The organism is Gordonibacter sp. An230 (assembly GCF_002159915.1).
Lineage (GTDB): Bacteria > Actinomycetota > Coriobacteriia > Coriobacteriales > Eggerthellaceae > Rubneribacter.
Map to the genome: position 1 here is coordinate 187152 of NZ_NFJP01000001.1, position 20659 is coordinate 207810.

The following is a 20659-nucleotide window of genomic DNA, read 5'->3' on the forward strand; positions in this document are numbered from 1 at the left end:
TGCGAAATTCCAAGTTCACCCGTCTGGTGTGAGGGTTCTCGTTGGTCCCTCCGTACACTGAGGGCTGAAGGAGGCTCTCAAGCGAGAGCCGAAATCGACGAGGCTCGAGCGAAGTGGCACGAGGCAAGGAGGCAACGATGGGAACCGCAATGTTTGATCGCAGGAGTTTTCTCAAAGGCGCGCTCGCGGCGGGAGCGGGGGCGGCGTCGGGGGCGATGCTCGCGGGGTGCGCCCCACACGGCCGGTCGGACACGGCCGGTCTGGGTGGCGACGGAGTCGCGACCATGACTGCGGACGCATACGAAGAGCTCACGTGGAGTTTCGAAGTGCCGCCTGAGCCGGTGGATGAAAGCCAAATCGCGCAGACTGTAACCGACGATTTTATCGTCATCGGTTCTGGCGTGTCGGGCCTGGTGACTGCTGCTTCCATTGTGGGCCATGGCGGCAGCTGCACGCTCTTTTCGGCAGGAACCAAGGCGGTGAGTCGTGGCGGTTCAAACCATGCCGTGGGGACGAAGACGCAGAAACGGCTTGGCTTGGACTACACTCCCGACACGGCAGCCGCCCATTTCAACAACGAGATCGCGCGTCAGGGCTATCGCATGGATTCGCGCAAATGGTGGAAGTGGATCAACCATTCGGGCGAAGCCATGGATTGGATCACCGACATTATGAGCGAGGCGGGTTACGTCACGACGCTCGAGCTTCCTTTCAAGGACCCAAACGGAACGTTCTCCATTCCAAGCGGCGCGCACAACTTCTATGGTTCCGAAATCCAGAACAGCGCCAATGACGGGGAACCGTTGCTTACGGCCACGCTTGAGCGATACGTCCTCGACAACGGCGGCTCGATTACGTATAACACTAAAGCGGAGTACCTTGTCCGCGAGGACGACAACACAGGCCGAGTCAGCGCCGTGGTGGCTACGAATGCTGATGGAGACTACGTGAAATACGAGGGAACCAAGGGCATCGTCATGGCCACGGGCGACTTCTCGGGCAACCCCGATATGATGGCCAAATACTGCAGCGCTTTCGCCGATTGGGTGTCCGAGGGGGCGGGCGACTACGATGCCGAGTTCCAATTCGGCGGCCTCATGCCCGGCGATGGGCAAAAGATGGGGTTGTGGGTGGGGGCTGCGTGGCAGAACACCACGCCTAGCGCGCCGATGATCGGATGGTACGGTTTTCCGGCTCCATGCTCGGATCAGAATCATCCCGGCATCCTGCTCAATGTGGAGGGAGAGCGCTTCATGAACGAGGACACTTCGGCCGCATACGCGGGCTATGCCGTCAGCGGCCAGACGGAAAAGAAGGTGTTCGCGGTGTGGGACTCCGACTTTGCATATCGGTTCGACACGTGGGAGGCTTTGGGCAACAACATGGACAATTTGGGCATCGTGCCGGTGACGTCCGACGAGAAGGCCGCCGAGTTCGAAGCTGGCGTCGAGGAGAAAACCTACGTGAAGGGCGAGACTGTCGAGGAGGTGTTGCAGGCACTCGCCGAGCAGGGAGGTATCGATGTTGAGGCGGCGAAGGCCACTATCGCTCGCTACAACGAGGATGTTGCCGCTGGCGTCGATACCCAGTATCGCAAATGCAAAGAATACCTCTTTCCCATCGAGAAGGGCCCGTTTTACGGCCAGTACAGCCAGCTTGGTCCGGCACAGTTCCTATGTGTGCTGGGCGGTCTGCGCACATCGCCCGATTGCGAGGTGCTCGATGAAGCCAACAAGCCCATTGAGGGGTTGTACAACGTGGGCTCGATGATGGGCGATACGTTCGGCACGTTCTACAACTTCCGCGTGCCGGGACAGAACCTGGGAATGACATGCATCACGTTTCCCTACCTGCTTGGCAAGCAGTTGACGGGGAACTGATCCGGGGCGCGCTTGCGACGTATGGGATACTGAACGCCCCTTAGTCTCGGCGAAATCGGAGGCCTGCGACATGGCTTCCGATTTCGCGCTCTGTCGCATGTCGTAGGGGCGGGCGCGCGAAGGTGAAGCAGGGAGGGCGGTATGAGAAGCGGATCAAGACGTTTCGGGGCGGTGGTATGGGGTTACGCACTGCTCTTGGTTTTCTTCGGCCTGTTCACTGGGCGGGTGAACCTGCTGTTCTTCGGAGACGGGGCGACGCGGACATTTTCGACGTACGCCCATGCTGCAGAGATCGGGCAGGTATGCTGCCTGTTCCTTGTCGCGGCGTTCGCGCTCTTTCATCGGCGCTTGGCCGAACGCATCGTCCCACATGCGGCGTTTGCGTTGCTGGTGTGCGGGTACGCCCTCACGCTTTACCAGGCGGTGGGAGACGCACCATCCACGGCCCTTTCGAGTGTGGCGGGGGCTTTGTTTGGCGGTGGTCAAGGCGTGTGCTTTCTGTGCTGGTTCATGGTGTACGCTCGTTTGGATTCCGACGACGTGATGCGCGGGATGGTTGCGAGCACGGTCCTTTCGGGGTTCATGCTGCTGGCAATCGGGCTCATATCCGATACGGTCATGTTGTTCAGCGCGCTTTCCGTTGTCGTGGCCGGCTCTTGCGCGTTCGCGTACTTTTGCCTTGGATCGGTGGCGACGACCTCGGAGGGTGATGGGGTTTTGAACGGTGGCGCCGATGGGTGGAGCAAGGAGGGCAAGGCTCTGCTTCGCTCGTGGATATTCCTCGAGCGTCGTTCCCTTCTGTGCCTTGTGGCCATCGCGTTTGTGTGCGGAGCTCAGCGCGTGATATCGCTCGAATGGTTTCTTCCGCAGGCGGCGGTTCAGTCGCTGTTCTCTATAGGCTACATCGGAGGTGCCGTTGCGTTCTGGATGGCGAGCAAAGTGCAAGGGGGGCGCAGCGACCTCTACGGTGTGTACTCGACTTTGCTTGTAATCATGGCGACGTGCGGCGTGCTTTCGTCGGTGCAAGTCGTGCCGGTGCAGGCGGTTCTGTACGCCGTCGACAACATCGCGTTCGCCATCGTGTCTATGTGCATGATCGTTACGGCTCTAAAGGCGGCGCGCGAATTCTTGCGCAATCCGCTGCTTGTGGGAGGCGTCGTGTGCGGTGTTGTGTATTTCTCTATTCAGCTCGGCCGAACGGTGTGCAACGCAGTGTCCCGATACATCGGCACGGACGCAGTGGGCATCCTCATCGTGTCGGTGATCATTCTGTACGTAGTTGCGCTTGCCGCCATCTCGTCGGGATTGTTCTTTCGCCAAATGGTGAAAAGCGGCAACGTGATGGAGCCGTCGGGTCCGGGGGATGCCGGGGGGCCGGAGGAGCGCCGCGTGATCATTTCGGTGGCGAGCGTGACGGAGAAGGAGCTTCGGGAAAATCCGGTGTATCGTCAGCAGTTCAAATTGACTGATCGCGAGGTCGATGTCGCCGTGCTGCTGCTTGCGGGATACAATTCCGCCGACATTGCGAAGATTCTCACCTTGTCGGTGAACACGGTGAAGACGCACCTTAAGAATCTGTACGCGAAAATGGGCGTTCACAATCGCCGAGAGCTCATCGAGGTGTTAAACGAGATCGAGGGCGGTGCCGACGCGACGAGCGCTGGGCGATGCGCCAAGAGCGATCTGCGCTCGGGGTGAGGTCGATGCGCGGAAGGAGGGGCTATGGACGGCAGAGCGAGCTCTAGGGAGGGATTCGAGCAGGCGTGCGCGCGAGTGCTGGAGGCGTGCGCTCATGGTTTGCCAGCACGGCGCTTGAGTTCGTGTGCGGTGGTGACCGATGCGGGTCGAACGCATTTGCCGGCGCGCGAGCGTCAAGAGCGGAAAGGGCCTTATCCGCTGTACGTACGCGGTGACGAGAGGGTGGGAATCGACGATTATGCTTACGAAGGCGATGCGCTGTTGGTGGGGGCGTGCGGCGCCGTCTCCACGCGCGAGGGCAAGCTGTTCGTCGTGCGGGCTACGGGGAGGTTTTCGGTCTCCGAGCTCTATCACGTGGTGCTGCCCGACGTATGCGATGCGGCGTATGTGGAGGCGGTGCTGTCGGCGGTCGACGCGGGACGCCTTGCGAAAGGTACGAGCGCGGTTCGCGTTGTGGAGCTGTCCGCCCTGCGCGGCATGATCCTGCCCTGGCCCGAAGCGTCGGTGCGGGCGCTGCTCGTCGAGGCTCTTGCAGCATGCGGGAGGGCTGGCGAGGAGGGCGAGCGCTCTGCTCGGCATATTATGAGAGCGTGGTTCGAGTCGGCTCGCAGCGTAGGGCCGCTTTCCAACGTTCCCGCGCTGCCTCAACCCTGCCTGATAAAGGAGCCTGTCGATCATTCCGACGATGTGCTCGCCGTGGCCGACGGATTGCTCGACGCGCTGGGGGCTTCGGGGTCGGAGCTGCTCGACGTGGTGGATGCAACTGAAAACCTTGCCGATCCGAACATTCCTCGCACGGCGCGTTTCTGCGTGTGCTTCCCTCCGCCGAACCAAGGCGCGTGGACTGATCGGGCTGTGTGCGAGGCGGATGCCCGGTGGTTCCTCGGCGCGCCTCCGCGCAGCAGGGCGAACTTCGCGTGGGTGCAGCAAACGCTGGCATGCATGGAGAACGGTGGCGCGGCTGTGCTTCTTGTGGCCAATGCCGTTCTGCACACGTGCGTCGGGCGGGAGGCGGCGCTTCGCCGTGCGCTTGCCCGCAGCGGTTTGGTAAGCGCCGTCATCTCGCTGCCAGGGGGTTTGTTCTCGGATGGAAGGCCTCCATCGTCGTTCGTGGTGCTGAACAAGCCTGGCAGAACGCGTGGTGCGCTGCTCGTCGACGCCCTTGGTCTGGGCGTGTTCGAAGGGGCGACGCCTTCAGGAGCTGTTTGCCGCAGCTTGCCGTCGGAGGTCGTCGCGCGCATCGTCGAGGCGTTCGCGGCATGGCTTGCCGAAGACGTGCGTGCGCTTCCCCCTTTCTGCCGTGTTGTGTCGGAAGAGGAGCTCGACAAGCACGATGGCGTCCTCTCGCCTTGGGTCTATGTCCGGCGAGCGCGCTGCGGAGCGCATGGGCGTGGTTTGCGGCCGCTTGTCGATTAGACGAGCGGGTAGCGCATGAGCTCGTCGATGGTGACGAAGCGGTATCCCTGATCTTTGAGGTAGGGCAGCGCCTCTTTGAGCGCTTCGACGGTTTGCGAGCGGTCGCCGCCTCCGTCGTGCAGGAGGACGATAGCTCCGGGCCATGCGCCTTTTATCTCGTCAGCGATGACGGAGGCTCCGGGGCGTCGCCAATCTTGCGCATCGATGTCCCATCCGATCTCGGCCGTGATCTTCGGGCCGATGGCGCGTACGACGTCGTCGCCGTAGTTTCCCCCCGGTGCTCGGACGATGCGACTCGCCTCGCCGCCGATGGCGCTCTCGATGGCGGCGAGACCCTGGTCGATCTCGTCAGCCTGCTCTTCGGGGGTCATGAGCCCAAGGTCCACGCTTTTTCCGCTGCCGGAGGCGTGGCTGTAAGTGTGCGTGCAGATTTGGTGGCCTTCGGACGCTGCCCTCTTCATAACGTCGGCGCCCTCGCCTTCGATGCGATTGCCCACGGTGAAGAACGTGGCCTTCGCGCCGTGGTCTCGCAGCACGTCGAGCACTTCGCCGGTGGTGTCGTGCCAGGGGCCGTCGTCGAATGTGAGCGCGATCACCTTGTCGTCACCGACGTCGGGCGACACGTTGCGGCGGGTCGCGTTGTGCGGCTCGCGCACAGTGATCTCCACGACAAGCCCGGAGACGCGCCCCGTCTTGATGCGTCGCAGTCCGTCGGAGCCTTGGTCCTCGAGCACGTGTATGGGCCCGCTGCCTTCCGAAGAGATCGTGTAGGGAATGGGCGCCTCCTCGATGTCCGAAGGCTCTTCCGTCGGACCACCGTCGCTTACTTCGATTGTGTCGCCATTGGAAAGCACGCGGCCGAGGTCTTTCTCTGTCTGCCCGTTGATAAAGGCGCGGAACGGTTCGCCCTTGCCGGCTTCGATTATGCTTCCGTCCACGGCTATGAGATCGCCGGGGCGCGGCTCGAAACCGCTGGCTTCCAAAGCGTCGGCGAGCGTGCGAGCTCCTCTCACCTCAAGCGGCTGGCCGTTGAACATGATGTTGACGGGTAGGCTTTGCGCGAACGCCCCAGTTATGATCGCGAGGGCCATGATCGCTGCGACGCCTATGGCTGCGAGGGGAAGGCGGCAGGGTGGCGATTGCGTTGGGCGTCTCGTGGGGTGCGGGCGTCCCGTCGTGCGCCGTCGCGGACGCTTGTCGTCGAACCGCCGGTCCTGCAGCTTCGACGAGGCTTTCGCTGTGGGTCTGGTGGCGGTCGAGTTGTTGGCAGGCGCCGCGCCCCGCGAACTCGCGCCGCGCTCGTTGCGCGCGGACCTCATGGGCGAGGGCCTTGATTTCGAGGTGCGCTTGGAATGCGCGGCAGGGGTTGCCGCACATCGCGTCGACGTGGCCCGTGCGCGACGGCGAGGCTGCGCATCGTGGCCTCTTTCGGGTGTCGTTCGATTGTTCTGACGTTCGTGCGCCATGATCCCCTCATGCGGCTTCTCGTTGCGTTGCGCGCTGGCGGCCAGGGCACAACTGCGAACCCACATCACCTTATCATGTTTTAAAACGCCGTCTTCGTGTCGTTACCGGAAGGTCGCCTGACCTTGTCGATGGTTGGGCGCTTGCGTTATGGACGTGTGGCGCGTGCGGGGCCCTCGCACGCGCGTTGTTCAATCGGCAGGCAGGGCTCGATAGTCGTGCAAGGGCAGGTCGCGCACGTGCGGGGGCGCTTGGCGGCCACCCTGTCTTCAAAGGAGCGCGGCAAGGTGCCGGGTTCGAGTGCGGGCGCTCCGTGCGCGATGCGCGACCGCGCGAAGCCTCCTCGCTCGTGCGCAGGGGCGCTCGCTTGCTGAAAATTGTATGGAGGGCGGCCTTGAGCGCCCTTCGGGGCGCGCCTTTCGGGCTGAGGTTGCAGCTATACTTGTTCCGTCGATCGAAAGGAACATCGCTCATGGGCATTCAGTTCGCCGCCGCTCGTGCCGTCAGCGCCGTCTCCACCTGGGGGTTGAAGAACGTCTTCCATCGTCCCGCCGCGAACTTCCCCGGCAAGATGGCGCTGTACATAGACCCTCGCCTCATCGCCGACTTGCGTCCGAAGGTTCGCAAAGGGTCGTTCGTGGTGGTGGGCACGAACGGCAAGACTACGGTGACGAACCTGCTGGCCGACATCCTCGAGCAGGCGGGCCAACGCGTGGTGTGCAACCGCACAGGCGCGAACCTCGACTCCGGCGTGGCAACGGCGTTGCTGCATGCAAAGCCGTCGGATTGGGGCGTGTTCGAGAGCGACGAGCTGTGGCTGGCGAAGATACTCCCGCATCTGCAAGCGAGCTACGTCGTGCTGCTCAACTTGTTCCGCGATCAGCTGGATCGAGTGGGAGAGATCGATCGCATCCAGGACAGCATCGCGCGCGCCCTCGAGACGTCGCCGGACACGGTGCTTCTGTACAACGCCGACGACCCGTTATGCGCCGCTATCGCCGCCCGTGTGAGGAACGCATCGGTAGCCTTCGGCCTATCCGAAAGCATGGGCTTGCCACAGAACACGGTGGCGGACGCGCAAATGTGCCAGCAATGCTCCTCCATGATGGAGTACGAGTTCCGCCAGTACGGTCAGTTGGGCGCATATCGCTGTCCGAACTGCGGGTTCGCCCGGCCGGCTCTCGACTATGCGGCTGCAGGCGTGCGTCTGGGCGCAGATGGTTTGGGATTCGACGTTATGCGCGCCGCCTTTGCGAGTGACGAGGTCTTCGCGGCCGAAGGCAAAGGAGTCGTCGCGTCCGAGAGCGCGGGGGATAATGCCGCGGAAAGCGCTGCGCCCGGGCGCGACAGAGGCGCAGAGCGTATCTTCTCCGTGGGGGCGCCCTACACCGGCGCTTACATGGTGTACAACCTGCTGGCCACGGCAGCTGCCGCCGACCTTGCGGGGTGCTCGGCCGAGGCAGTGGGCCGCGCCATCGATCGTTTCGACCCGCAAAACGGCAGGTTGCAGACCTTCGGCATCGCCGGTCGCCGCGTGCTGCTGAACCTGGCGAAGAACCCCACCGGCTTCAACCAAAACCTCAAGATCGTCGCGCAAGACCCGAACCCCAAGGTGGTCGCGTTCTTCGTGAACGACAAGGAAGGCGACGGGCGCGACGTGTCGTGGCTGTGGGACATCGACTTCGAAGAGCTGTCCGGAGCAGGCGAGATGACGGTGTTCGCCGGCGGCATCCGTGGCAACGACGTGCAAGTTCGTCTCAAATATGCCGATATCGCCTCTGCGGTGGTGTCCGATGCGGGCGATCTTCTGGCGCGCATCGCCGGATTGCCGAAAGAGCAGAATGCCTACTTCATTGCAAACTACACAGCGTTGCCCTCGGTGCATGCGGTCCTCACTGCGAAAGCCGCAGCTGACGATGGCGATGACATGCCCTCCTCGTCCGACGACGATGCTGCGCCCAGCAACGTCCCTGCGTCCGCTTCCGTCGTCGCCCCCGCTCTTGACGCGGACGGCGAGCATGAAGGCCGTCGGTCCTCTTCTGCGCCGACGGGCGATCTCGCGGATTGTCCATCCGACGATGGTGCGGCCGTCGTTCCCGGGGCGTCGGCGGCTCCAGTCGCTTCGACGGCGGTCTCCCGTGTTGTCGTCGCGCACCTTTTCCCCGACTTGCTCAACCTGTACGGCGACGGAGGCAACGTGCGCATTCTGGCGCAACGGCTGCGCTGGCGCGGCATCCCGGTGGACGTCCATCGTGTGAATCATGGCGAGTCTATCGACCTAACCGGCGTTGACCTCGTGTTTTTGGGCGGCGGCCCCGACCGCGAGCAGCGTCTTGCATCGAGCGAGCTCATGCGCATGCGCGACGACCTTCTCGCGTACGTGGAAGAGGGCGGCGTGCTGCTGGCCATCTGCGGAGGCTACCAGATTCTCGGGCGAGAGTGGCTGCTCGGCGACGAGGTGGTGGAGGGGCTTGGCATCATCGACATGACCACCGAGCGCGCTGCGGGCGGCTCGTCCGACCGCCTGATCGACAACATCGTGCTGCGCTCGCCTCTGGCAACGCGTCCGGTGGTGGGCTACGAGAACCATGCAGGCCGCACGCGTCTCGGATCGGGAGTCGAGGCGTTCGGATCGGTGGCGTCGTCGACGGGTCACGGCAACAACGAGGCGGACAAAGCTGACGGCGTCCGCTATAAAAACCTCGTGGGCACCTATCTGCACGGGCCGCTTCTGGCGAAGAACCCCGAGGTGGCTGACCATCTGCTCGCCCGCGCCCTCGAGCGCAATGCGGCCCGAACGGGCGTCTCCGCATGCGCTCTCGCCGCGCTTGACGACTCTGTGGAGGAGCGTGCGAACGAGGCGCTCTGCAAGCGTTTCGGCGCACGGTAACTCGGGGCTTTTACGTGGGCGCTCGGTTTGCGCCGAGGCGCTTCGCTCTGCGAAAAAGATGTTGCGAGGACGATTCGCACTGCGGTTTGCGTGCGCTCCGATTCGCGCTGCGGTTTGCACGAAAAAACGCTTACGAAGCCGCCTCCGTTTCGCTAGAATCGAACGTGCTGCGTGCGCCTTTCGTCGCGCGCGGCACGTCTCGTTACCCCGAAAGGCGCGTGCGCGCCTAGGTTCGATGGGGTCTTTTGAAGCAACCGAACAGGGAAGGACGATTCCTGTATGCAGGGAAGTTCTTTGGTGATGCTGCTGTCCGTGCTGTACGGCAGCGCGTTTTTGGCGGGGTTCAACGAAAACCTCGTCAACATGGCCCTCATGTCCATCATGGGCGATTTCGGCGTGGACTCCGTGACGGCGCAATGGCTGGTCACGGGCTATATGATTGTGGCGACGGTGGTGGTGACGTGCATGGCGTTCCTCTATCGGCGCTTCAAGCTGCGCACGCTGTTCTTCGTTGCGGCGGCTTTGAGCATAGCGGGGTCGGTGACGGGGCTGTTCGCCGGCAGCTTCGCCGTGCTGCTCGTCGCGCGGCTGGTGCAGGCGGTGGGCACGGGCATCTTCATCCCGCTCATGATGAACGCCATCTTGGTGGTGACGCCGAAGAACCGGCTGGGCTCGTTCATGTCCATCGGAGGGTGCATGATCACGTTCGGGCCGGCCTTCGCCCCGGTGGTGTGCGGGGCGCTCGTGACGGCGTTCGGTTGGCACAGCATCTTCGTCGTGCCTGTGGCGGCTATGGCGGTGCTTGCGGTCATGGGCTTCTTCTTCGTGAAGAACCTCGAGACGAGCAAGGCGCATCTGGACGTGGCATCGGTGGCGCTGTCGGCTGTGGTGCTGACGGCGCTGTCGTTCGGGCTGTCGCAGCTGACCATCGATCCGATAGCCGCCGCGGTGGCGCTGCTGGCAACGGTGGTTCTGACGGCGGCGTTCGTTGTGCGCCAGCTGCGCTGCGACCATCCGCTCATCGACCTTGCGCCCGTTAAAAACCGCCTGTTCTGGCCCGCCCTGCTGCTGGCGACCGTGGCCATGATGAGCACGTTTTCCATGAGCGTGTTGCTGCCGCTGTACTTCGAGGGGGCGGCGGGCATGACCGCGTTCGCGGCGGGGCTGGTGATGCTGGTTCCGGTGCTGGCGAACGCCGGGGCGACGCTGGTGGGCGGTCGCATCATGGATCGGCGCGGCGAGTGGCCGCTGCTGCCGTTGGGGTTCGCGGGCATCGCCATCGGCTTCTTCGCCCTGGCGATGGTGAGCCCTTCGTTGTCGGTACCCGTCGTGTTCGCGGCGGCGCTGCTCATGTACGCTGCGGTGGGATTCATCTTCTCGCCGTCGCAGACGGCGGGACTGCGGGTGCTGCCTCCCGACCAAAACCCGTTCGGCGTGGCGCTCATGACCACGTTCGTGCAGATAGCAGGATGCGTCGGGCCGTCGCTGTACACGGGCGTCATGTCGTCGGGTCAGGGCTCGGCGCTCGCGCGCGGCGCGTCGAGCGCAAGTGCCGCCGCCGATGGATTCGCGCTGGCGATGACGGTGGCGGCTGTGATCGCCGCGCTGGGCTTCGCACTCTCGTTCGCGTACGCGCGCGCCGCTCGCGCGCGGGTCCGCGCGAAGGCTGCCGAGCGGGCCGCCGCGCCGCGGTCGGTGCTGGCTGAGCTGATGGAGGCCGACCCCTACACGCTGCCCGCCTCGGCGTCGGTGGGCGAGGCGATGCGCGTGTTCGTCGAGCTCAAGGTGGGCGGGTTGCCGCTGGTGGACGATGCGGGGCGTCCGGCGGGCTTCGTGTCCGACGGCGATGTCATGCGCTATCTGGCCGATAAGCATCCGGTAATCACCGGCGCGTACTCGCTCATGGAGGCGGCGCGCGGCCAGACGTTCGACGAGCGTTTGCGCGAGCTTATCGCGCTGCCGGTGGGGGTCATCGCCACGGAGCGGCTTGTCGCGCTCGATGCCGACGCCACGCTCGAAGAGACGTGCGCGCTTCTGGCCACTCGCCGCCTCAAGAAGGTGCCGGTGGTGCGCGAGGGCGTCATCGTAGGCACGGTCAACCGCTCCGATGTGCTGCGCTACGCGATGAGCGCATGCATGGCGGCTGCATCGGAGTAGGGGCGAATGGCCTGGGTTCACCCTCTCGGGGTGAACACTCTTCCGCCGGTTGGGAGGATGATGGACGCGGACTGTTCGAGCCGCTCGTTTGGGCGACGTGAAGAGGGAGAGAGGATCGCGCCATGGCATCTCTGATCGAGGGGGAGGGCGCGTCGTTGAAAGACGCGACGTTGTTCGTCAATGTGCCGTTTTGCATCGAGACTCCGCGCTACGCGCACGGACGCTATCTCAGGGGAGACGGTGCGGCCAAGCGCGAGTACTTGGAAGCGGTCATGCGCGAGGTGGCGTCGCTTGGGGATGTGCTCGAAGGCAAGCGCGTCGTGGCGGTGCGCATCGGCGGTGGAAGTCCGAGTGTCGTGAGCCCCGATCAGCTGGGCGCGCTTATGCGGCTTATCCGCTCCGAACTTCCGATGGCCCATGGGGCCGAGATGGCGCTCGAGGCCATTCCGAACACGGTGGGCGTGCCCAGCCTCACCGGATGGGGCCAGGGCAAGCCGAGCCGTATCGAGTTGCGCGTGGGGGCGATCCATCTGCGCGACCTCAATGAGCTGCATCCTCCTTACCGCGTCCAAGATATCCAGAACGCTGTGCTGTTCTTGGGCAAGTTCGGCATGAACAACGTGTCCGTTTCGCTGGTGTACGGGCTGCCGGGGCAAACGGAGGCGAGCTGGCGGCAGACGCTGCGCAAGGCGCTCGATCTGGAACCGTACGAGGTGGTGGTGTCGCCCGTTTCGCCCGCTGATGGGAAGGGGCTTGCGCAAAGGCGGCAACGTGCGCTTTACGAGACTGCCGCTGCGCTGCTGGAGGAGCATGGTCTGGCGGAGTACGCCGTCGGGCGGTTCGCGCGTGCCGTTGGCGAGAGCGCGTACGTGAAGGCGCTGGCCTTTGGGGCCGATGCTGCGGGTGTCGGCTTGGGAGCGGTGTCGTGCGTGGATGGGATGGCGTGGCGCAACACGGATGACTTCGAGGCGTACTGTGCGGGCAGCGACGATCCCGAACGGGTCGTGCGCGATGCGGTTCGGCTTGACGATGAGGCGCGCGCCGTGCTTGCTGTTCGCCGCGCGCTCTGCTTGGCCGAGGGAGTGGAGGCCGGATGCGCGTCCGGCGCCGTTGGCGAGCTGTCCACGTGGGAGGCCGATGGGCTGGTCGTATGCGAAGGCGATCGATGGAGGCTCACTTCGGAAGGGCGCTTTGCCTGGCAGTGGGAGGGCTGGGCGCTCTGACGCGTACATAAGGGATAGCGCATCGTCGTGCTGGACGGGCTGCGGCGCGGCGCGCGGTGACGGGACGGCGTGTGGCGATCACCGCCCGCCTCCCAAACGCGAAGAAAGGCCCCGCATGCGGGGCCTTTCCAGGAGAGGGGAGGGAGAGGCGTCGCAATCGCAGCTACAGGTTCGCCACCGTGCGACCGGCCAGCCAGCCGTGGGTGAGCGCCATGCCGATGGAATTGCCCGCGAACGGCGTGCTGTAGCCGAAGCCGTAGCGCCCGCCGAGGCAGTTGCCGGCGGCGTACAGACCCTTGATGGGCGTCCAGTTGTCCTTGCGCAGGACGTTTTGCGTCTCGTCGGTGATGAGGCCGGACATGGTCACCATGTTGGGTTTCGTCTCGTGCGACAGCTCGCTCGTGCCGCCGTAGAACGGCGGCGTGTCGATGGCCTGCATGAACGCCTTGTCCTTGCCATAATCGGTGTCGCCGTCCTCGGAGTTGCACAGCTCGTTGTAGTGCTGGACGCTCTCGACGAACGTTGAGGCGGCATCGCCGGTGTAGCCCAGAAGCCCGGCAAGCTCCTCGAGCGTGTTCGCGGCGAACACGGTGCCTTGCATCATCTTGCGCTCGGCCAGCTTCGCTTGGATGACCTGGCTGCCTTCGGGGTTTCCCACCTCGACGGCGGCCATGTCGGCCTCGAGGCGCTCCATGTAGTCGTCCATGCCGAAGTTCGGCCCGCCATGGTCGAGCGGCGACTTGCCGATGATGTTCTTCCAGTTGGCGTCCGTCACCCAGCAAGCGAGGCCGGCAGGTTGGCGCATGCACGTGGGCTGGTACTGCGCGATGGAGCCCTCGTTCATGAAGCGCTTGCCGTTCACGTTGAGCATGAGCAAGGGCGCCACGCCCCACGGGCCGTCCGCGCCGCCGCCCAGCCCCATCCAGCCGCGCGGCGTGGGCTCGATCATGCCGCCGGCCCAGCAGCCCATCTTGTGGGCGATGCCGGTGCGAAAGCCCGTTTGCACCCATTCGTCTCTGGTCATGCCTGAACGCTCTGCCCATTCCATGCCCTCGTTCAAAAGCGCCCAGCACATGGCCGGATCGCCGATGAAGTCGCCTGCCGCCAGCACGACGCCTTTCGAGGCGTTGAAGCGCACGTAGCCGTCGGGGCCTTCCGCGATGAGACCGGTCACATCGCCAGAGTCGTTCTGCTCTAACACCACGCCCGTGTGTTCGAAGAACCATTCGGCGCCGTTTTCCTGGGTGTGCTGCACGATGTACTTGTGCACGTACTCGATGTTGTTGCCCTGGTAGCCGTAGAACTGGATGTTGCAGGGCCACGTCTTGTACCCGCCGCATTCGATGGGGTAGCTCACGTTCGCGCCGCTCCATGCCGCCTGCGTGTTGCACAGGGGGTACTCGAACATGTTCGACATGTCGAAGGTGCCCTCGTCGGGCACGTCCACGCCGGGGATGACCACCTGCGTGCCCTTCATGAACACGGCGCTGTCGTTGGCCTTGCGCTCCTCCTCGTAGCTGTCGTAGATCTCCTTGTAGCGATCCACCATGGCGCCGGAGTTCTGCACGAAGGCGCGGATGATGTCGGGGTTGACGCGCCCGCCCGCGCGCTTGCAGAACTCGGCTGTGATCTCGCCGGTGTTGAACGGGCCGAAGCCGCGCTCAATGAGAAACCGGGAGTTCACGTGCCCGATGTCTTCGCCGTACCAGCCGGCCATGTTCGTGCCGCTGCCGTCCAGGTCGACGTAGCTCGACCACGGCTGCATCTCTACGACGGCCACCGTGGCCCCTTCGTCAACCGCGCCGCATGCGGCCATGAGCCCGGCATGCCCGCCGCCGAGGACAACGACGTCGAACGTTTTCTCGTCGATGATGTCGGCGTCGTCGACGACGGGCGCTTCGCCCAGCCAGTCGCCAGGGCCGCAGTAGCCGGGCGTGCGGCTTTCAGCTGCGGTGCTCGAGCTCGAGCCCTCCACGGAGGAGGACTGCGCGCCGGTTTTCTCGTTCGCTGCCGGGGCGCAGCCGAACAGGCCGAGCGCGGCCAAGCCGCTCACGCCTGCGGTTGCCGCAGCGCCTTTCAAGAAGCTTCTGCGAGAGACATCGCTCATGGTGGATCCCCTTCCGTTCGTTTTGCCGTTCCTTGTCTCAGCCGATCGCCTTGCTGTAACCGGCAGGCTGCCGCATTGCGTGAGCCGCATTCGATGCCGTGCATCGCGCGACGCGTTGTCGCATGCTGCCGTGTGGCGTTTCATCGCGCAGCGCGCATGCGCCCTGTCGCTTCGTCGGACGCATGGAGCTCCCGCTTGAAGGCGCCTTGCGATCGCTTGCGATGCGACGCGTTGTCGCAAGGGGCGCCCCGCATGCGTTTTCGCAATTCAGCGACCTGGTCGGCTGATCTCAGCATCCTCTTGCGCAATGCGAGACGGTTCACCCTCTGCGGCTCATTTGTTGGATACTCCTCGATTCACCCGTGTCGGGTGAAATCGGGCGAACGGCCTCTTTCATGCCTTGCGAAGTCGAGGTTCCTGGAGAAAGCTCGTCCGCTCGCTTGCTACAATGGCGGCAGGAGGGACCATGGAGAGAAGACGGATGGGCACGAAGCGGCTGCGCGCTTTGGCGACGATGCCGAACATCGTGCTGTGCAGCATGCTCGCGCTGTTTTGGATGTTTTTGTGGGTGACGTTCCAAAGCCCCACCAACCTGCCGCTTGCGCCGTTCGAGGGCGTGCCGGCCGTTCCGGCGCGTTTCGTGTCGCTTTTGGCCATGGCCCTTGGTGGAGTCGGACTGCTGGTGCGCGCGCGGAGGCGAGCGCGGAAGTCCGGCCGTTCCGCGCGCGTCGTGCTCTATGGAACGTGCGTGGCGGCGACGGTGCTGCTTGCGGTTCTCGACGTGGCCGACGGTGCGTACGACGGGGATTTCGCGGGAGTGCCGTTCTTCGCGGCGTTCGTGCTGTGGGGGCTGCTCGGAGCTTTGGTGTACACCGAGTTCGGAAAGCTGTTCAGCGCGCTGGGAGCCGCTCGTTTCCGTTTCTGCGTGGCGTGCTGCATCGTCTCGGTGGTGTGCTCGCTTCCTCTGCATCTGGCGGCATGGTACTTGCACGGCGAGTTTCGGGAGACGATGGTGCTGCTGTTCCTGGCGTCGTTTTGCCCCATGATCGACTATTTGCGTCGAGCCTTCGTGCTCAAGGACTGCGCGCCCGACCGCGAGACGCGCGTTCCCGTCAAGTTCGTGCTGACGCTTCTGGTGCTGGGCCTTGCTCTCGGCATGATGCAAGGGCTGTTCACGGCTTTCACGGCCGCCATTCCGGAGCGAAGCGATCTCAACCCGCTTTCGTCTCTGGGGTTCATAGTGGCCAGCGTTTTGTGCCTGATCACGGTGTTCGTTGCGCGAATGGACTTCAACCGGCTTATCTATCAGGTGGGTTTTCCGTTCATGGCGCTCGGATTTTTGGTGGTGGCCGTGGGCGGCAGCTCGTTTTTCGGTTACCTGTTCTCTTTGGCAGGCTACCAGTTCACCGAATTATGCCTCTGGATACTCTGCATCTATCTGGCCGTGCAGATTCGCGGAGTGGGGCGTTGGGTGTTCGCGCTTCTGTGCTGCGTCACATCGTTTGCGCAGGCGGTTGGTCTGGGCGTGGCCGATGGAGGAGGGGTCGTCGGGTTTCAGCGCGAGGTGTGCGTGGTGGCGGGTGCGACGTTGCTGGCGTTCAGCTTGTATTCGGTGACCAGCAAAAACCCCTATGAGAGCTGGGGCATTATGCGACCTGGCGAGTCCGACGAGACGAACGTGCTCGAGCAGGCGTGCGAGCTCGTCGCTGTAGAGGAGTTCTTCACTCCGCGTGAGAAAGACGTGTTCTTGCTGTTGGCTCAAGGGCATAATCGCCTAGCCGTGTCGCAGCGCCTCGTGGTATCCGAGAACACGGTGAAGACGCACATGTCGAACATCTATCAGAAGCTGGGAGTGCACACGCAGCAAGAGCTCATCGATGTCGTGGAAGCTCGATGCAAGGAGTTGCGAGAGAGGGAAGCGAGACTTGAGTTCTGAGGGCCGGCGGCGGAGTGTGAGGGCGCCTGCGAACAACGGGGCTGCGTGCAAATCGATCGGGATTGTGCGTTGGTCGATGGGGCTGCGTGCAGATCGATAGAGCTGCGAAGCTACGTTTCGCCCCCATTCAAGACCGCATCTTGCAAGGGCGATCGGCGATACCTTGCATGGGCGACTGCGGGCGCATGGGTCCGTCAAAGCGTTTTTGTTGGCGGGTTTTGACGGAAAACGGTGATGCGGTCCTCGACGAGGCTCTCGGGGGGTTTGCGTCTTTGCTGCAATCGCCTGGTCGAGGTTTTCCGTTTGCGAAAGCGCTCGAAAGGGATAGCGGTTTTCCGTCAAAACCCGCCAGAAGGAACGGGATTTGGTGCGGAGGCACCCTGCCTTTCCGTGGCGACGTTCGCTTTGCGTGTGGCCGTCGTGATCGCGAGCGCGCGGCCGCAGGGGTCGAGGCTGCGCGTTTTGCCCTTCTCCTCCCTTGCGTCCGCCCCTCCTGATGCTCCATGTGAAGCATGGGCGGTGCGGGTTTTCGCATCTTGCCGCGCCTTCCCCTGTCGTTTCCGAACTGCATCCTCTGTGCCGTGCCCGCCTTTCGGATGCGCTCTCCGTTGCATCGGAGTCTTTGACCGCGCCTCGCTGCGTCTGCCTTCGGACCGCATCTCGCGTTGTCCCTCGGCCCTTTGCCGCATGCTTTCTCGCTCAACTCTGTCCTTCCTGTTTAGCCTTCCGCTCCTGCGAACGCGTCGTGCCGGATGTTTCGCGAGGAACCCTCGGCCCTTCTTGACAACCTCTGTCACCGTACTACAATCCCAAGTTAGCACTCGAATGATGCGACTGCCAACGTAGCAGGTCGGAACAGAGGAAAGGAAGCGACGCATCCCATGCGCAAGTTCAAGACCGAGAGCAAGAAGCTGCTCGACCTCATGATCAACTCCATCTACACCAATCGCGAGATATTCTTGCGCGAGCTTATCTCGAACGCTTCGGACGCGGTGGACAAGCTGTACTTCCGCAGCCTCACCGACAAAAGCGTCCAGCTGGGCAAGGACGAGCTTGCCATCCGCGTGAGCTTCGACAAGGACGCGCGCACCGTCACGGTCAGCGACAACGGCATCGGCATGACCAAAGACGAGCTGGACAAGAACCTCGGCACCATCGCGCATTCCGATTCCATGGCGTTCAAGACGGACAACGCCGAGGCCCAAGGCGACGACGTGGACATCATCGGCCAGTTCGGCGTGGGATTCTACAGCGCGTTCATGGTGGCGAAGAGCGTGCGCGTCGTGTCGCGAGCTTTCGGTTCCGACGAGGCGTGGGCTTGGGAGAGCGACGGCGTGGAGGGCTACACCATCGAACAGGCCGAGCGCGAAGGCCACGGCACCGATGTTGTCCTCACGCTCAAAGACAACGCCGCGGCCAGCGATGGCACCGGCGAGAGCTTCGACACCTTCCTCAGCGAATACGGCTTGAAAAGCCTCATCAAACGCTACAGCAACTACGTGCGCTATCCGGTGCAGATGGAGGTGTCCAAGACCCGCGAGAAGCCCAAGCCGGAAGACGCCGGCGACGACTACGTGCCCGAGTACGAAAGCTACACCGAGCTGGACACCATCAACTCGATGATCCCCATCTGGAAGCGCGGCAAGTCGGAGGTCACCGACGAGGAGTACAACGAGTTCTACAAGACCGACTTCCACGACTTCTCCGACCCCGCGCGCACGTTCAGCTTCCATGCTGAGGGCGCCCTCAGCTACGACGCGCTGCTGTTCATCCCCGGTCGCGCGCCGTACGACCTGTACAGCAAGGACTTCAAGAAGGGGCTTGCGCTGTACAGCTCCAACGTGCTCATCATGGAGAAGTGCGAGGAGCTTTTGCCCGACCACTACAACTTCGTGCGCGGCGTCGTGGACAGCCAAGACCTCACGCTCAACATCAGCCGCGAGACGCTGCAGCACAACAGCCAGCTGCGCGCCATCGCCAAGAAGGTGGAGAAGAAGATCACCTCCGAGCTGAAGAAGATGCGCGACAACGACCGCGAGGAGTACGAGCGCTTCTTCGAGAACTTCGGCCGCGGGTTGGAGTACGGCATCTACACTAGCTACGGCATGCTGAAAGACGAGCTGGCCGAACTCTTGCTGTTCTATTCCGCGAAGCAGCAGAAGCTGGTCACGCTCGACGAGTACCTTGAGGCCGCGCCGGCCGATCAGAAGGCCATCTACTATGCCGCTGGCGAGAGCGTCGACCGCTTGGCCAAGATGCCCATCGTGAAGACGGTGCTGGAGAAGGGCTTCGACGTGCTTCTGTGCACCCGCGACGTGGACGAGTTCTGCTTCCAGGCCATGATGACTTACGGCCCCGAACCCGAGTTGGACGCCGAGGACAAGCCCGTGGAAGGCACCGGTCCCAAGGAGCTCAAGAACGTGGCATCGGGCGATTTGGATTTGGCCTCCGAGGAGGAGAAGAAGGAGGCCGAAGAGGCCGCCAAGGAGAACGAGGCCCTGTTCGCGGCCATGAAGGACGCGCTCGGCGATGCGGTGGAGAAGGTGGCCGTGTCGTCGAGGCTCACCGATGCGCCGGCGTGCATCACCGCGGCGGGCCCGGTATCGCTTGAGATGGAGCGCATTCTGGCGCAGGCGCCTGATGGCCAGGGCGTGAAGTCCCAGCGCGTGCTCGAGTTGAATGTGAAACATCCCGTGTTCGAGGCTCTACGCGCCGCGCAGGAGGCCGGTGACGCCGACAAAGTGAAGCTGTACGCGGAGATTCTCTACAACCAGGCGCTGCTCGTCGAGGGCATGCCGCTTGAGGACCCGGTGGCGTACGCGAACGCGGTCACGAAGCTGATGGCGTAACGATTGCGGGCAAGAACTCCGGGTAAAGGTTCCGGCGGCCAGCAGACTGCCGGATAGCCGATAAGGCTCTTTCGGCGAAATGCTGAAAGAACGAGGATCGCCGTTTCATCCACGGCGGCCCTCGTTTTGCGACGGCGGCCCCAGCCGTTATGCAACCTGCTCCGTTTCCTAATACAGCATGGGGTTTTCTTCGTTGCGGTACGCCAAAAGCCGTTCGTAGTCCTTCACCAGAAGATGCGTTTTCGTGCGCTCCACCACGCCTTGCGTTTCGAGCGCGCTCATGAGCTTGCTGCATGTGGTGATGTGCACCAGCAGGATGTCCGACAGCGCTTGCAGCGTGAGGTTGCATTCGATGCGGTACACGCCGCCGGCATCGGGCTCGCGCACTTCGCAGAGCTTCGTCAGCCAGGTGAGGATGCGCTTGCTGGACGAGTGGATGCCCGTGTTTCCTATGCGATGGCCGATCTGCGCGAAGCTCATGTGCACCACGTACATGAGCTCGTCGAACAGCTCGAAATCGTCGCGCACGATGTCGAACAGCTGCTGCATGGTGAACGCGAACACGATGGTGTCCTTCGTGGCGATAAACTTCATGCGGTTCTTCCCGATCGAGGCGAACCGGTGGTACTCTGCTTGGAACGCATTGCCTTCGTTGCGGTAGTACAGGACGATCTGCGCGCCGTCCTCGTTCTCGAAGCAGCATTTCAGCTGCCCCTTCTCGATGTAGTAAAAGTAGCGGTCGTCCTTGTCGGTGCAGGGGTGGTCGATGTACTCGCCTTTGAACAGCTTCCTCTTGCGCGCCTGGTCGATGTAGTCGGCGAAGCGCAGCTTCTTGAACGGAAGCGTGGGGATGAGAATGGCGTCGTAGTCGTGCGTCGTGGTCACGAGCCCCTCCTGTCGTCGTGTGCCGCGGACGCGCCTATTGTATCCCATGGCGCACTGCGCCAGCCGATTCTTTCCTACGCAACATCCCTTGCTTGCGCACGCGAGCGGCAACTTGTGCCGGCGCTTCTACCGGAATCCCAACCGATTCCGTAGA

Annotated in this window: 11 protein-coding genes; 8 read left to right on the plus strand and 3 right to left on the minus strand. The window is 63.3% G+C overall.

The window, feature by feature from the left end; all coding sequences use genetic code 11:
* The first annotated feature begins 137 nt into the window (after positions 1–137).
* The 3 genes from B5F40_RS00695 (at position 138) to B5F40_RS00705 (ending at position 4994) form a co-directional block, all read left to right on the plus strand.
* Positions 138–1880 (plus strand): FAD-dependent oxidoreductase, encoded by a 1743-nt coding sequence (locus B5F40_RS00695; RefSeq protein WP_087192454.1) that lies wholly within the window; start codon positions 138–140, stop codon positions 1878–1880.
* A gap of 141 nt (positions 1881–2021) precedes the next feature.
* Positions 2022–3578, plus strand: a complete 1557-nt coding sequence (locus B5F40_RS00700; protein ID WP_087192455.1) for a helix-turn-helix domain-containing protein — start codon at positions 2022–2024, stop codon at positions 3576–3578.
* Between the two features lie 24 nt (positions 3579–3602).
* A complete protein-coding gene (locus tag B5F40_RS00705; protein ID WP_087192456.1) occupies positions 3603–4994 on the plus strand; it encodes an N-6 DNA methylase in 1392 nt (463 codons plus the stop codon).
* On the opposite strand, the gene B5F40_RS00710 is transcribed toward B5F40_RS00705, so the two are convergent.
* Entirely contained in the window at positions 4991–6085 is a 1095-nt protein-coding gene (locus B5F40_RS00710; RefSeq protein WP_087192457.1) for a polysaccharide deacetylase family protein, read from the minus strand. The two genes, B5F40_RS00705 and B5F40_RS00710, sit on opposite strands and share 4 nt — an antisense overlap.
* Positions 6086–6930: 845 nt before the next feature.
* On the opposite strand from B5F40_RS00710, the gene B5F40_RS00720 reads away from it, so the two are divergent.
* The 3 genes from B5F40_RS00720 to B5F40_RS00730 all read left to right on the plus strand — a co-directional run bounded on the left by B5F40_RS00720 (position 6931) and on the right by B5F40_RS00730 (position 12728).
* Positions 6931–9348: a MurT ligase domain-containing protein gene (locus B5F40_RS00720; RefSeq protein WP_087192459.1), complete on the plus strand. Its 2418-nt coding sequence runs from the start codon at positions 6931–6933 to the stop codon at positions 9346–9348.
* 279 nt (positions 9349–9627) lie between these two features.
* Positions 9628–11505, plus strand: coding sequence for an MFS transporter (locus tag B5F40_RS00725; RefSeq protein WP_087192460.1), 1878 nt, complete (start codon positions 9628–9630; stop codon positions 11503–11505).
* A 122-nt stretch (positions 11506–11627) separates the two neighbouring features.
* Positions 11628–12728, plus strand: coding sequence for a hypothetical protein (locus B5F40_RS00730; RefSeq protein WP_087192461.1), 1101 nt, complete (start codon positions 11628–11630; stop codon positions 12726–12728).
* 163 nt (positions 12729–12891) lie between these two features.
* Here the strand turns inward: B5F40_RS00730 and B5F40_RS00735 are convergent, their stop codons facing one another.
* Complete coding sequence (locus B5F40_RS00735) at positions 12892–14835, minus strand: FAD-binding protein (protein ID WP_087192462.1); 1944 nt, start codon at positions 14833–14835, stop codon at positions 12892–12894.
* A 466-nt stretch (positions 14836–15301) separates the two neighbouring features.
* Between B5F40_RS00735 and B5F40_RS00745 the strand changes: the two genes are divergently transcribed.
* Both B5F40_RS00745 and htpG read left to right on the plus strand, forming a co-directional pair.
* Entirely contained in the window at positions 15302–16771 is a 1470-nt protein-coding gene (locus B5F40_RS00745) for a response regulator transcription factor (protein ID WP_162610832.1), read from the plus strand.
* Between the two features lie 881 nt (positions 16772–17652).
* Positions 17653–19620, plus strand: a complete 1968-nt coding sequence (gene htpG / locus B5F40_RS00750) for a molecular chaperone HtpG (protein WP_087192465.1) — start codon at positions 17653–17655, stop codon at positions 19618–19620.
* A gap of 168 nt (positions 19621–19788) precedes the next feature.
* Here htpG and B5F40_RS00755 read toward each other — a convergent pair whose 3' ends face one another.
* Positions 19789–20505 carry a Crp/Fnr family transcriptional regulator gene (locus tag B5F40_RS00755; protein WP_087192466.1) on the minus strand — a complete coding sequence of 239 codons (717 nt, stop codon included), beginning with the start codon at positions 20503–20505 and terminating at the stop codon, positions 19789–19791.
* Positions 20506–20659 lie beyond the last annotated feature (154 nt).

Coding starts and splice junctions, on each gene's coding strand:
- B5F40_RS00695 (WP_087192454.1), top strand. CDS start 138: ATGGGAACCGCAATGTTTGATCGCAGGAGTTTTCTCAAAGGCGCGCTC.
- B5F40_RS00700 (WP_087192455.1), top strand. CDS start 2,022: ATGAGAAGCGGATCAAGACGTTTCGGGGCGGTGGTATGGGGTTACGCA.
- B5F40_RS00705 (WP_087192456.1), top strand. CDS start 3,603: ATGGACGGCAGAGCGAGCTCTAGGGAGGGATTCGAGCAGGCGTGCGCG.
- B5F40_RS00710 (WP_087192457.1), bottom strand. CDS start 6,085: ATGGCCCTCGCGATCATAACTGGGGCGTTCGCGCAAAGCCTACCCGTC.
- B5F40_RS00720 (WP_087192459.1), top strand. CDS start 6,931: ATGGGCATTCAGTTCGCCGCCGCTCGTGCCGTCAGCGCCGTCTCCACC.
- B5F40_RS00725 (WP_087192460.1), top strand. CDS start 9,628: ATGCAGGGAAGTTCTTTGGTGATGCTGCTGTCCGTGCTGTACGGCAGC.
- B5F40_RS00730 (WP_087192461.1), top strand. CDS start 11,628: ATGGCATCTCTGATCGAGGGGGAGGGCGCGTCGTTGAAAGACGCGACG.
- B5F40_RS00735 (WP_087192462.1), bottom strand. CDS start 14,835: ATGAGCGATGTCTCTCGCAGAAGCTTCTTGAAAGGCGCTGCGGCAACC.
- B5F40_RS00745 (WP_162610832.1), top strand. CDS start 15,302: ATGGAGAGAAGACGGATGGGCACGAAGCGGCTGCGCGCTTTGGCGACG.
- htpG (WP_087192465.1), top strand. CDS start 17,653: ATGCGCAAGTTCAAGACCGAGAGCAAGAAGCTGCTCGACCTCATGATC.